The organism is Sporosarcina sp. ANT_H38 (genome assembly GCF_008369195.1).
Taxonomy (GTDB): Bacteria; Bacillota; Bacilli; order Bacillales_A; family Planococcaceae; genus Sporosarcina.
In genome coordinates, this window is sequence record NZ_VOBC01000001.1 from 101,917 (window position 1) to 115,236 (window position 13,320).

General features: G+C 37.4%; 11 protein-coding genes. 5 read left to right on the plus strand and 6 right to left on the minus strand.

The genetic code is table 11. The annotated features are described in order from the left end of the window. Positions 1–222: 222 nt before the first annotated feature. Both FQ087_RS00630 and FQ087_RS00635 read right to left on the minus strand, forming a co-directional pair. Positions 223–1,773, minus strand: coding sequence for a solute symporter family protein (locus tag FQ087_RS00630; RefSeq protein ID WP_149578645.1), 1,551 nt, complete (start codon positions 1,771–1,773; stop codon positions 223–225). Positions 1,774–1,788: 15 nt separating this feature from the next. Then, complete coding sequence (locus tag FQ087_RS00635) at positions 1,789–2,124, minus strand: DUF485 domain-containing protein (RefSeq protein ID WP_149578646.1); 336 nt, start codon at positions 2,122–2,124, stop codon at positions 1,789–1,791. A gap of 969 nt (positions 2,125–3,093) precedes the next feature. Between FQ087_RS00635 and FQ087_RS00640 the strand changes: the two genes are divergently transcribed. From FQ087_RS00640 to FQ087_RS00660, 5 genes are all read left to right on the plus strand, one after another. Next, the gene (locus FQ087_RS00640) at positions 3,094–3,471 is read left to right on the plus strand and encodes a PH domain-containing protein (protein WP_149578647.1); all 378 of its coding nucleotides are present in this window, start codon (positions 3,094–3,096) and stop codon (positions 3,469–3,471) included. A gap of 116 nt (positions 3,472–3,587) precedes the next feature. Further along, positions 3,588–4,133, plus strand: a complete 546-nt coding sequence (locus FQ087_RS00645) for a hypothetical protein (RefSeq protein ID WP_149578648.1) — start codon at positions 3,588–3,590, stop codon at positions 4,131–4,133. Positions 4,134–5,249: 1,116 nt separating this feature from the next. Next, positions 5,250–7,457 (plus strand): S-layer homology domain-containing protein, encoded by a 2,208-nt coding sequence (locus FQ087_RS00650; protein WP_149578649.1) that lies wholly within the window; start codon positions 5,250–5,252, stop codon positions 7,455–7,457. A 298-nt stretch (positions 7,458–7,755) separates the two neighbouring features. Further along, on the plus strand, positions 7,756–8,292 hold the full coding sequence (locus FQ087_RS00655) for an RNA polymerase sigma factor (RefSeq protein WP_149578650.1): 537 nt from the start codon (positions 7,756–7,758) through the stop codon (positions 8,290–8,292). Then, positions 8,276–9,217 carry a hypothetical protein gene (locus tag FQ087_RS00660; RefSeq protein WP_149578651.1) on the plus strand — a complete coding sequence of 314 codons (942 nt, stop codon included), beginning with the start codon at positions 8,276–8,278 and terminating at the stop codon, positions 9,215–9,217. The genes FQ087_RS00655 and FQ087_RS00660 overlap by 17 nt, the downstream gene beginning before the upstream one ends. Before the next feature lie 288 nt (positions 9,218–9,505). On the opposite strand, the gene FQ087_RS00665 is transcribed toward FQ087_RS00660, so the two are convergent. The 4 genes from FQ087_RS00665 to FQ087_RS00680 all read right to left on the minus strand — a co-directional run bounded on the left by FQ087_RS00665 (position 9,506) and on the right by FQ087_RS00680 (position 13,146). Next, a complete protein-coding gene (locus tag FQ087_RS00665; protein WP_149578652.1) occupies positions 9,506–10,015 on the minus strand; it encodes a ferritin in 510 nt (169 codons plus the stop codon). A gap of 720 nt (positions 10,016–10,735) precedes the next feature. Next, complete coding sequence (locus tag FQ087_RS00670; protein ID WP_188006595.1) at positions 10,736–11,350, minus strand: YIP1 family protein; 615 nt, start codon at positions 11,348–11,350, stop codon at positions 10,736–10,738. A gap of 44 nt (positions 11,351–11,394) precedes the next feature. After that, positions 11,395–12,312, minus strand: a complete 918-nt coding sequence (locus tag FQ087_RS00675; protein WP_255452104.1) for a hypothetical protein — start codon at positions 12,310–12,312, stop codon at positions 11,395–11,397. A 222-nt stretch (positions 12,313–12,534) separates the two neighbouring features. Then, positions 12,535–13,146: a hypothetical protein gene (locus FQ087_RS00680; RefSeq protein ID WP_149578654.1), complete on the minus strand. Its 612-nt coding sequence runs from the start codon at positions 13,144–13,146 to the stop codon at positions 12,535–12,537. Positions 13,147–13,320: the final 174 nt, after the last annotated feature.

Here is a 13,320-nt window from a genome sequence, read left to right on the forward strand (position 1 = left end):
GGTATACTCTCCAAGTTCTAGTTAATCCCAAGATGGATTCAAATAATCGATTAAATCAATCGTATCAAAAGAAGAGGGTTCTTCGTACGATCATTTTACACATGTTATTGGTCATGTACTTACTTATAATTTTTTTGTCATTGTTTATTATAGATTTACCCCTGTCATCTATATAAAGAAAAACCCTCATAGTAAGACAGGAAGGGGGATTTACACGATAAATTAACGTTCAAGTTCTCTGTAACCTGTTTCCGCTTTAAATCTCACTTCAGCATAAGAAACTTCTTCGGCTTCGTACTTCTTGGCTGAAACGAGTGAACCAATAATTGCAGCTAAGAATCCTGCAGGAACTGAAATTATGGCAGGGTTCGCATACGGGAAGAGCGGTTGTCCAACGAAGAACGCTGCTCCTTCTACAGGATTAATAACGCTAGGGCTTAATGCAACAAGAACGAGTGCGACAATCAAACCAGTTAACATTGATGCAACTGCACCTGTTGTATTGAACTTTTTCCAATAGATTGTAAGGAGAATTGTCGGAACGTTCGCTGACGCGGCGATACAGAATGCGAGTGAAACAAGAAATGCGACATTCAATTTTTCCGCACCGAGCGCTAAAATGATAGAGAAAACAGAAACAGCAATTGCAGCATATCTTGCAGCTCTTACTTGTTGTTTCTCTGTTACTTTTCCTTTTTTAATAATTTCGGCATAAATATCATGCGCAATTGCCGATGCACCTGATAGTACGAGTCCAGCAACAACTGCTAGTATCGTCGCGAACGCAACGGCTGCAACGAATGATTCTAATGCAGAACCACCTAACGCACCCGCGAGCATCGGTGCGGCCATGTTCCCCGCGGCATTTTCAGCAATGATTGCATCCACGCCAACAAATTTAGCTGCTCCAAATCCGAGGAAAATAGTTAGAACGTAGAATATACCTATAATCCAAACCGCATAAATAACAGAAGAACGAGCTGTTTTCGCATCTTTTACCGTAAAGAAACGCATTAAAATATGTGGTAAGCCAGCTGTACCTAAAACGAGAGCAATTAGAACAGATATCAAACCAATCGGATCTTTGTAGATTATTCCAGAATGTAAGAATGCATCACCATGTGGTGTTGCTGTTCTCATGGCATCAAACATGCCGATAAAGTTGAAATTAAATTTTAATAGAACGAGGAACGAAATAACTATGGTTCCTATCATAAGTAAAATAGCTTTAACGATTTGAACCCAACTTGTTGCAGTCATACCGCCAAATAATACATAGATTGTCATCATGACACCAACAATTAGAACTGCGATCCAGTAGTCTATTCCAAGAAGTAATTTAATAAGTGCACCTGCACCTACAAGTTGAGCAAGCATATAAAATAATACGATCGTGATTGTATTTAACGCGGCCGCACCTCGAACTTTTCTTGCCCCGAAGCGTGCTCCAATCATGTCAGCCATTGTAAATTTTCCTAGATTACGAAGTGGCTCAGCGATTAGAAATAAAACCACCAGATAAGCTGTTAGGAATCCAATACTATAATAAAAACCATCAAAACCATTTAATGCTATTGCTCCTGCAATTCCGAGGAATGATGCAGCAGACAGGTAGTCCCCGGCGATCGCCATTCCGTTTTGCCAACCAGTTAACGATCCGCCGGCCGTGTAAAACTCACTCGCTGTTGTTGTTTGCTTGGCAGCCCAGTACGTAATTCCCAGTGTAAGGGCAATTACTGCAACAAAAATTGCTATTGAAATAATATTATCCATGTGTAAATCCCCCCTTTATTTTACAACATTTTTCCTTAAAATTTCTTCAACGTCTAGATCGAAGCTTTTCGCTTTATTCATATAGATGGATGTAAATAACCACACCATTATGAACATGCTTAACGAGTACACCCATGTCCAAGTCATCCAACCGAAGGCTCGAATTTCAAGTATGTTTGTATATCCGGTGAGAAGAGGCAGTGTAAAGTAGGCGACAAAAAAGAAAATAATGTACGGTGTGGAAAAGTTTCTTTTTCGTTTGACTAAATTTTTGAATTCCGGTGTATTTATAATTTTTTCATAATCCAATGTCGGTTTCACTTTTTTTTCTTTCGAATTTTTACCCACCATTTCATCCCCTTTTTTTGATGAAGTATTGAAAATCGGTAGCTCCTAAATAAAACCTCCCTTAAATAGATTGTGATAAATAGTATTGATATACTAAAAAAATAAATACTAGACTAGAAGACTAATTTAAGATTATCAAATTTTCTGTCAATGTACAAGGTGTATTTACTGAATGTTTAAAACGGTTTTCACCATAGCTTGAAGTGAGATGAAATAATGCTAGATTGCGGGCGGTGGTTAGTATAGTGAAGAGTTAATTTGCGTCGATTTTATTTTGTAGGTCGTGTCCCTGATTTGGACGATCTACAATTGAATTTAATTATTATAAATCCAAAGAAATTTATCATCTGTAATCGTTTTGGATATTATTATTCCGGAAAAATAAAAATAGGGAACAACTTCCTCAATTAAATTTGAAGAAATAGAAGATTAGCGCGATGAGGTAATTTTACTTAGGAAATAAGATGTGGATGGAAAGAGTAAACTACTGAATCAAGAGCTTGTATCGAAGGAAATAGAGGCTAAAATTCATTGGACGAGTTGTGGGATGAGGCTTTAATTTTCTGGAAATCTGGTGCCCTTCAACAGAGAATTATCGGTTTTTAGTTAGGGAGACAAACTATCAGACGAATTACCTACCAAATATGGTAAAATGATGAAAGTAGTAAGGCGGTTATTAATAAGCCGAAGGGGGTCCATATATGAGTTAACAAACCGAGCAGCAACTGTAAGATGATTCCATCAAAAGGCTCGTCAAAATGGATAGTAACGTATCGAAATTAAGGATTCACATGTACTTGCCGATAATTTGCACAAACAGATTACCTTATTAATACGGATGGTTTGAAAGGAAAAGTGTATATTAACCGCCAAGTTTTTTGGCGTAAAATAGATATAGAACTAGTTGAAGGTCAATTATTTACATACAACTTTTTAACAGTTTTTTGAAAAACTATAAATGGGCGAATGGCAATGAGTATTTTTGATGGAATGATGGGAAATGCATCTGAAATTGAAGTGAGTACAGTAGAGAAAGAGATGAAGGATTTACTCACACCTAAGGAAAAAGTGGAACATGCCTATAAACTGGTTAGAGATTTGTTGATATTTACGAATAAACGTCTAATACTTGTTAATAAACAGGGCGTCACAGGAAAGAAAGTTGAATATCAATCCATTCCGTACAAAAGTGTTGTACATTTCTCAATCGAAACCGCTGGAACTTTTGATCTTGATGTTGAACTAAAAATCTGGCATTCTGGAAGCTCAGCACCAATTCAAAAGAAATTCAATAAATTTTTGAATATTTACAAAGTGCAAAGTGTGCTCGCGGAATACGTTCAGAAATGAACTTGGTCGTCGGTCGAGTAATTTAAAGTAACTGGTTCCGATACAATACCGAGTTGCCTTAATACTAGGTACCTTTTATCAGTAAATAAATTTATATTGAGATGGAGTTGAAGAGGATGGATAGTGTAATTAAATCCTACTTTGAAGACCTGGAAGCAAAGGACAAAGATGTTCAAATTGAAGCATTTAATAATATTAAAGCTGCAATAAATGAAGAAGTGGACTGGGCATATGAAGTTTGGGACCAATTAAAGGAATGGTTAACAGATGCCGATAATCACAGAAGATCGAGGGCGGCTCAGTTCCTAGCTGGTCTAGCGAAAAGTGATCCGGAAAAACGCATATTAGGCGATTTTCCAGCGTTATGGGAAGTGACCAAGGATCCGAAATTTGTTACGGCCCGACACAGCTTACAATCGATTTGGAGAGTAGGCTTAGCTGGAAAGGAACAAAAAGAAATGGTGATTAATCATATAGTGAATCGCTTTCAAGACGGTGCACACGAAAAACATTACACTTTGATTCGATTTGATATGATTCAAGGCTTGAAAAATTTATATGATGAATTAAAAGAGGAAGAGATTAAACAACTTTCAATGGATTTGATTGAAACGGAAGAAGATATTAAATACCGTAAGAAGTACAAAACTGTATGGAAATGAAGAGTTGAAAGTAAATAATCCGAAAAAGGTAAGATAGCTAGAACTGACACAACTCCAAATTGTGTTAGTACTAGCTATCTTTTTTTATTAAAGTAGTAGAGTTAATTTATTGAATAACGAGAACGTATGTAGGGTGTAATGTGATAGAATGGGAAGTTTAAAGGGTGATGTAAGTGCCAATATTCGAAACAATAATGGTAACAATTACGTTATTAGTTGTAGCGATGTTAACATTTAACAATATATACTATAAAAAACTTACCCTAGGGTTTGACAGGATCAGGTAGGCTATTTTTAAAACTATCAGGAAATTACGGTTAAGGAACGGCCTATTACAGGCCGTTTGACGTACCAACGTCAAGCGGTCTTTTTTAATATCTTCTATAATTGAATCAATTTCACAATTACTCATTTCTTGTGTAAAGACGAACAATATAATTCATCTATCATTACATTGTCCGTCAATCTTTTGGACTACTCTCGTTGATTGTAGCGGAAGATGGCGACTTGGCAACCTAAGTTCGCCGCGTCCTGCAGCAACAAGGAGGGATGGAGTGCAATCCCTCCCCGTTGCATAACCTACATCCTGTAAGCCTCGGGAACAGCGCGAGCTGAAGACCCCGCAGGAAGAGACGTCACGTAGGACGGCTTTTGCGACCAAAAGCGAAGCGTTGGGAGCAGTGGATGTAAAATTTCTGCGAAAGGCGCAGAAATTATTACAAATCGAACCCTGCGCTGTTCGATTGGCTGAAGCCGTGCCCGCGGAAAGCGTCCATCTGAAGCGGAAATCAACATTGTTCGTTTTTCTCGTTTATTACCCTATTATGAAATTGATTCAATTAACGAACGAATTACAATTCAAAAGATAGTTGTCTAGATACTAGAATACCTTAATGTCCAGCACTATATAATGAACATTTAAATCTGTGTGAAAACTGGGCGAAAGAGCCATACAGGGGGAGCAAAAGCGGATTTGAAGAGAAATCTTTATTGCAAGTAATATAGTCACTTAGTGGCAGATGCCCTAAATAGTATCCAAAAGTGTTATAATTATAATTAAATCAAATTGACGTATTTAGATTAATTTCGCGAAATAGAGGAGGGCTTGAAATTAAAATGAAGAAAATATATACATTGTTTTTTGCTCTAGGATTAGGTATGGCTTTGCCGACTGCTGCTACAGATGTATTAGCAGCTACTAATACATCTGTAGCAGGCGCTCAAGCTATTAAATCAGAAGATGTTACGACTGCTGCAGAGTTTACGGATATCCCTAATAGCCACTGGGCAAAAAATGAAGTTATGCAACTTGTAGAAATGGGCATAATGACGGGCTATGGCGATATGCAGTTCCGTCCGGATATAGCAATAACTGTCGGAGAGGCTGCGCATTCTTTTACAAAAGCCGGCTATGAATCCTTAATCAAAGACGTGGTAAGTACCCCTTTTAGTGTGGACGTACCTTTAACGCGTAAACAAATGGAGTCGGCATTAGTACAAGCATTCAATTTGCAAAGCAACGGAGAAGTTAGTGGGCTAATCGATTGGTCTAGCCTAACTTCATTGGATAAAGGGAGTGTTGGCATAGTTCCCCAATACGGAACTTTACCAGGTACACAGAATGGTCTGTTCAATCCCGAAACAACAGTCGATCGTGCTACTTTTGCGGTGATTCTGCATAAAGCACTAGTAGAGAGCGGTAAAATTGTAACAACCAAGAAATATGAATTAACTAATATAGAGTTGTCGGCTAATTTTATACGGATTCCTTCTACTGTTAATTTAATGAAGGTGTCATTTGATGAACATCCGATTTATTTAAGATCGACAGAGAGTATCCTTTTTATGAATCACACGAGAATTGATAATTCATTTTCAAGAGATAATATTTACACTTATAATATCGGTGGGAAAGGTGCAACAATTGAGTTAACGGTCCGTTCATTTGATAATGGCGATTACTTCTTATTCTCCAAAATCAGCAATCCTTCTAAATCAGCTGTAACGGTGGATGTTATTCAAAAGGAAAACGATGTTTCATCATTCGAGCTCAAACGTTATGATAGATATAAGATTAAGAGAAATGATAAGGATGTTTTCGGCAGCGACACGACATCCTATCCGACAGGCTTACTACGTTTTGTGAAGCAAGACGGGTCCGTGAAAGAGCGAATGGTCGGACAGTCATATTTATCAAAACAGTTGTCATTAGAGTATGAAAATGATGGATATAGTTATATGCGTCAATTGCTTGTTGAAAAAGAAGCTTTATCATATGCACAGGTTGGAACAACTTTGCTATCCGTTCATACGTTGGAATCAAAAGGCAATGACATTGTAGATCAATGGTATATGAATGCGGATGGCCAACTATTTGAGAATGAAGAGAATATGGAAAGCTGGATGAAGGAATCAGCTGAGTACTATAAAAAACGTAATAACTGGTACACGGCGAGTGGCCCATACAATAAAATGGCGACAACGACAGAACCAATGCCTGATACAGGGCAAGGCTATGGGCGGAACTTACTTCTATTAAAAGAAGATCGTGCGCTGGTTTTATACAATGAGCAAGAGGATCGTTATTTTGAGAACCTAATTTACAACTCGTTTGTTAACTTGAAGAATTTCAAGGGTGACAAAGATTATTGGGAAACAGAAGTCACTAGCACGTATTTGAAAGATTTATATGACATTACTGCTCCATTCATTGATACACGTTTTAATGAACAAATTGCGTTGTTCTACTATAACAGCGGAGATGATTTTGGAATCGAAAATGCGAAAGAACCACTACGAAATTATGCGGATTTACTCGTATCACAAAAAAGTAAAGGGAATGTCATCCCTGTGAATGATGGCTCTCACTATATTTCGGATTACTTCCCAATTGCGCAGGATGTAACGACACATGCCTCAATGAATCACGTGCTGGGTGGGATGAATATTTTGTTGATGGCCTACAATGAGTTTAAAGATGAGAAATATTTAGATGAAGCGCGTGCTATACAAACTGCAATTGCAGCGGATAAAGATGATTGGCTCCGGGAAAGCGGTGATATATGGTACCGTATTTCTCCTATGCGAGATTATAAAGGTGATGATTACAAGCATCTTACTTTAGAAGATTTAATAAACTCATATAAACTATGGAGAGATATTGATCCTACGTATTTGCCTTTGCTGGAAGAAATGATTGCTTCAAAAGCATCGTTTTTATCGAATGAAAAGTTAGGCTACACAACTAAAATTAAAAACGGCTTACGTGATATAGGGTTATTGCAATATCTTCCGAAAGGGGAAGAGCGAACAGACGCATTGTGAAGGAGTTATTTTTTGGGATATTGAACAGTGTCATTAGCTATTGCCATAATGAGTACCGTTGAATTCGCTCTGACGTTAGGGGATGCCTAGGCTCAGTTCATACAGATTATTATATATAAGCATAGACAAAAGCCGCTTTCCAGTTATGGAAGGCGGCTTTAAATTTGCGACACAATTGTTTGATAATGTGGTATCGTTCGTTATGCTATATTTTCCATTAATATGAAATTAATATGTCACATTTTAAAGCAGTTGTTTGTCTTACATATAGTGAAGGAAAAAAGGAGGTGTTTGGAAAGTGTACGTAAATAGAACGGAATATAGTATCGAAGAGTCGAACGAGAATATGATTGAAGATTTGATAAAGGTATATCATCAAAAGATCTATAGTTATTGCTATAACATCATGAGAAATTCACACGATGCTGAAGATGCTGTACAAGAAGTATTTTTGAAAGCATTTCAGAGCAATAAGCTGATGGAAATCGACAATAGAAGTGCTTGGTTATATAAGATTGCTTACAATCATTGTTTAAATAAAGTTAAAAGAAGAAACCTCATTAAATTTGTCCCTTTTATTGAAAATAACGGACTAAAAGAGAAAGTCAGCATCAGCAATCAGTACGATGACTTTGAATTAGGTTACATACTGTCCAAATTAAAACCGAAGGAAAGGGCGCTGATTGTTCTTAGAATTATTGAAGATAAAGACTTTACCGAGATTGCCGCAATCCTTGCTATTAGCACTCCTACTGCTAGAAAACGATTTGAAAGAATAAAGGTGAAAGTACAAAAAATAATAGAAAGGAGAATGCAAGATGAAGAAAAAAATTAAGTCGTTCGAGGATTTTGAGAAACGATTTAAGGAACAAAATCTCCCGGAAGTCCACTATAAAGAGCATTTAACTAGCAAAGTTATAAAGCACAAGAAAGTACCTATATTTTTACGTGCGTCCTTTATTTCAATATTTATCACTTTGTTTATCACAGTATCTATAGCAACAGCTATGCAATTTACAGGATGGAAGTTTTTTGATTCTGAAGGTAAACAAGTTTATGAAATGACAACAATGAGTGAGGAAGAAGCAGCCCCGCACAGGCAATATGACTGGATTAACAAAAAGTACCGTGTTGCCATTGAAAATAGTAAAAGTACTATACCTGAAGGCAAATTTAGATACTTTCTAACAGTGGAAGGTTATGAAAAAATAGGGACGACAGCATTATCTATCTTAATGAATGCAAATCAGATTGATAGTGTGGCACAAATTCCGAATGATTTTAAGAAGTCACTTCTCTTAAATGATAATTTACTAAATATATATGAACTTACCAATGGAGAAATATCGTATTATCCACAACATGATGTAGAAGATATAGCAACCATTGCCGAAGAAATGTACTCTAAAGCAAAAGAAAATAATGTTGAATATATAGAAAAAGAAGGGGTTTTGTCATCTGACATTTCGTATGTTGGACTTAACTATAGTAGTAAAAGTGAAGAAAACCACCAAGGAGTTCAATTAACAATATATCCGGCTAACGAAGGGACGCTCACTACAGAAAACTTAGATGGATATACTCAGCTGACAGAAGCGGGAGTAGATTTCTTATTTAGTGAAGAATCCCAAAGAATTTATTTTATAAAAGAGGATAAAGCCAATAAATTACTTGTTTCAATTACCTTTACATTCTTTGAAGTTGGAACAACTGTAGAAAAAGAAGAATTAATATCTATTGCAAAAAGCCTTTTAAATTAGTTAACCCTAATTTCGTATTATAGAGGGTTAGTGAATTATGTTATCAGCAATAATTAGTTCGATACTGCTAGGGGAGACGTTTAGGCTGAGACTTATAGCTATCTGAATGAAAAGAATTCCGCCTTTTGTAGCGGTAAAATCATTATTCTTGTAGATAGACGATAAGCCAAATAATTTAGAAAGTTTTCAAGGGAAGGGAATACTGTTTACTTTAACGTATATGGGAATGACAAAATCCCCCCTCAACTTCGTTAAGGAAGAGAGGGGGGATTGAATGATAGTTCAATATTATTCTCCAGATTCAGCTGAGAATTTGCGTTGCCCGAGTTCTTTTTCATAGATATATAATGCGTTTTTATCTTCCCCGATGCGTTTCAAGTACTCGATATGCGTATCGAAGGACGCTTCTTCTTCAACTTGCTCATCTAGGAACCATCTCAAGAAAGAAATCGTTGCATGCTCTTTTTCTTCCCATGCCAGGTCCATCAATTCATAGAAATTCTTTGTGACAGTTTTTTCTTGTTGTAAACCTGATTCAAAGGTATCCAAAACCGAAGCGAAGTCGATTTTTGATTCTGTAGTTGCAGAAAATTTAGCCTGTATTCCGCGGTCATTTACATATGTGTAAATTTTCATGCCGTGAAAACGCTCTTCTTCTGCCTGTTGCAGATAATAATTAGCGAAGCCCCCGTAGTTATTATGTTCGCAATAAGCGGCCATTGCCATATATGACTGGGCAGCGTTATATTCATTATTCATTTGATTATTAAGTGCATCTGCTAATCGTTGACTGATCATATTGTCCCCTCCATTTTATGTTAGTACTATACTATCTATATCATAACCTAATAGATTTTAGCAATCACGTGATTTGATTGAAAACGTAGAAGTTTGTATAATTTCTGCGTTCATTGCAGGGATTATACAATAAATGTAAAGTTGTAACTAGTTACAGCGGGCGATATCCAACGCTCACTCCTTCTCTTTGGGGTTTTCTTTTTTATTTTAAGGAAGTTTTAATTGCTACAGGAAATTCAGTGATGCCAAGCGTGCCCGAAATTGTATTTTCGCGCACTTATACTCCTGTGAAAAGTCGTCTATTTTAATTTTTCGAGAAACTGCAATTTCCACTCGAACGCTGTAGGTGCAAGACAGGCAACTAATCGCTACAGAATGACCAAGGGGGAATGAATTGCAGTTTCTCCCATACTTGTCCCACGGTAAAACTGTCGTGATTATTTTAGCAGAAAGCGGGCAGGAAACGTACTCGTCCAAATGAAGACTTTTGCGCCTTGCTTATCAGTATCTTATCCAAGAAAATGGTTAATTAACAGACGTGTAATTTTATATAGCGACTTTATTAGTTTGAAAAGTTGAATGAGCTAAGTGTTGAATTATGTATATAAAAAGCCATTCCTAAGAAAAAATGGCTTTTTAATGCTTCCAAATAGGAAAGAATTCTATATGAGGGGTGTATAAATTGAGTGCAGGCTGAGGGTATTTAATTTTTAATTCAACTCAAAATGCAAGAAGTATGGAAAATAAGGCTCCAAAGATAATGATTGAAATAATGATAATGAACCCTGTAAATAACATCAATGTGCCAAATCCACGCCAAGCAGAGAAGTTGTGGACAATTCCGATTGCCTTACATTCGATAATAAGTCCGAAAATGGAAATAGCCAACATTAACCATGTTTGAAAGAAGAAGAAACCTACAGACATATTCGTCCCTAATGGACCAGTTGGTGTGGTGAAGAGTTGCTGCCCATAGAGGGAAATTGCGATGAATCCTATAGGTGCTGTCCAAATCATAGGGATTGCACTGGCTCCGGTTGCAAGACCCATTTTTCGCATTGTTCCTGTTCCGCCTAATAATTTACCAATCCACGTATACGCAACTATAATAATTCCCCAGCCGGCCAGACCTGAAAGTAAGCCGGAAAGAAGAACGAGACCGAGTGTTGTCAATAATGAGAAACCGTTAAATAAGCCTAAGTCTGCAAAGGCCATTATGCTATTTATAAGCGCGGAAATAGAGATAATAATGAATGGATATTTTAATGATTTATGATCGACGATGTATCGAATTGTGGCACTTGGCTGTGTCCAAATCGAAAATAGCGGATTCATTATTCTGCTCCTTCTTATCATAATACGTGCCATTGAGAATTGTATTACTCAATGTTTTTTACACATTTTCTGGGATCAATTTCCGTCAGTTCCCATGCCCCATTCTTCTTTATATATTGAGAAATTAAAATGTCTGTGTCATTCGTCAACTGAAAAAAGACGAAACGATAGTCATTTCCATCCGTTCCGATTATTTCAATTGTTTTAACGTACCCGTCTTTTTTCGTGGGCATTTTTTTCTTAATCAGATTGCACCAATGTCCATATTCTACGTCAACGATATCTTCTCCGGTATGGGCCCACCCGTGATAGGCAGCACAAAGGAAATCTTCTCCTGTCAATGAAATAGTATCTATTTTGTATACGTTGTTTTCCTTGGTGGTAGAAATATAGCCGTAATAATATTCGAAACGGGAAACACCTGTAGGGGACCCGTTAATTGTTTCGAGCTCCACGAAGTATCTGCCGTGTTCTGAGGGGTTTTTGGTAGGGATTTGTTTAAATTTAATCAAATTTGTGTGAGCGATTCCTTTAAAAGAAGAAAGATACTTTGGATATGGATGTTTTTGTTGGTAATCAGTCGTTAAAAAGTTAAACGCAATGGGAAAGGGGATTCTTGCTTCTCCTACTGTTCCGCAGCCCGCAACTAGATTGTCTGTGAGATTTTCGGCTTCACGTAATATGCTGAAGTAATTGAGGATTGTATCTTCAGGGGAAATCATTAATGATGTAGGAAGAATTATTTCATTATATTTTTTATCAATATAAGGATTGAAAAAATGATAGTCAAATAATCGATTATTTAGCACTGAACGGCAAGACGGACGAAAGAACCTTTCGATATCATATGTGTTATAAGCTGTATTATCTTCCTTTATCATTGCATCTCTGTGTTGTTGCTTTTGAAATTCAGCACCCATGACAAGCGCAACATCCTTTTTGTAATGCTGTTTATTTTTCATAAACATCTCTTTACGAGTCGCCTCCATTCCCATTACTCATATTGTATGAGACATTATCCGGAGCATGTTCCTGTCTAACGATAATCTATTTTAATGGTACCAAAGCATGACTCGATTCAGAATTGAATCATATCCTAGTATTTTTAATTCGGACCGTATATTTTATGACGCAAGATTCATACTAAGAGTAAATTGTTTGAAAGGAGCTAAGAAGTGTGGAGTCTACACAATCACAACAACAGCTTCAACAACTAAAAAAGTTGCAAATTCAACTTCAACAACTCGAACTCCAAATACAGATCCAACAGCAAGAAGAACAACAACAACAAGAGCCGCAGCAACAGCAACAACAACAAGAGCCACAACAACAACAACAACAACAACAAGAGCCACAGCAACAACAAGAGTCACAGCAACAACAAGAGTCACAGCAACAACAAGAGCCACAGCAACAACAAGAGCCACAGCAACAACAAGAGCTACAGCAACAGCAACAGCAACAGCAACAGCAACAAGAGCCACAACCACCACAACCGCCACAACAACCGCAACAACCGCAACAACCGCAACAACAACAACAAGAGCCACCACAACAGCAACAGCAACCACAACAGCAACAAGCGCCACAGCTGCAACCGCTGCAACCGCAGCAACAGCAACAGCAACAAGCGCCACAGCAACAACAAGCGCCACAGCTGCAACCGCAGCAACAGCAACAACAAGAGCCACAGCAGCAGCAACCACAACAAGAGTTACAGCCACAGCAGAAAGAGCAACATCCAGTGCCACAACCACCACCGCAACAGCAGACGTTACTATATTTTGAGCCCCCAAGGATGGTGTCCACTTTAGACATTGTCTATCTGCAAAATATGCTGAATTCGAATTTGCTAGCGGTAAAACAGTATCGACAAGCCGCCCAAAATTGCCGACTGCCCGACTTGAAGCTTCAATTTGAAGAGGCTGCAAAAATGCATTTGACGCATTATGATAATTTGCTTAATGTCT

Bases quoted from the DNA above. Each gene is read 5' to 3' on its own strand.
- FQ087_RS00650 (WP_149578649.1), top strand. From the start codon at position 5,250: ATGAAGAAAATATATACATTGTTTTTTGCTCTAGGATTAGGTATGGCT.
- FQ087_RS00670 (WP_188006595.1), bottom strand. From the start codon at position 11,350: ATGAATCCGCTATTTTCGATTTGGACACAGCCAAGTGCCACAATTCGA.
- FQ087_RS00675 (WP_255452104.1), bottom strand. From the start codon at position 12,312: ATGAAAAATAAACAGCATTACAAAAAGGATGTTGCGCTTGTCATGGGT.
- FQ087_RS00630 (WP_149578645.1), bottom strand. From the start codon at position 1,773: ATGGATAATATTATTTCAATAGCAATTTTTGTTGCAGTAATTGCCCTT.
- FQ087_RS00660 (WP_149578651.1), top strand. From the start codon at position 8,276: ATGAAGAAAAAAATTAAGTCGTTCGAGGATTTTGAGAAACGATTTAAG.
- FQ087_RS00635 (WP_149578646.1), bottom strand. From the start codon at position 2,124: ATGGTGGGTAAAAATTCGAAAGAAAAAAAAGTGAAACCGACATTGGAT.
- FQ087_RS00645 (WP_149578648.1), top strand. From the start codon at position 3,588: ATGGATAGTGTAATTAAATCCTACTTTGAAGACCTGGAAGCAAAGGAC.
- FQ087_RS00665 (WP_149578652.1), bottom strand. From the start codon at position 10,015: ATGATCAGTCAACGATTAGCAGATGCACTTAATAATCAAATGAATAAT.
- FQ087_RS00640 (WP_149578647.1), top strand. From the start codon at position 3,094: ATGAGTATTTTTGATGGAATGATGGGAAATGCATCTGAAATTGAAGTG.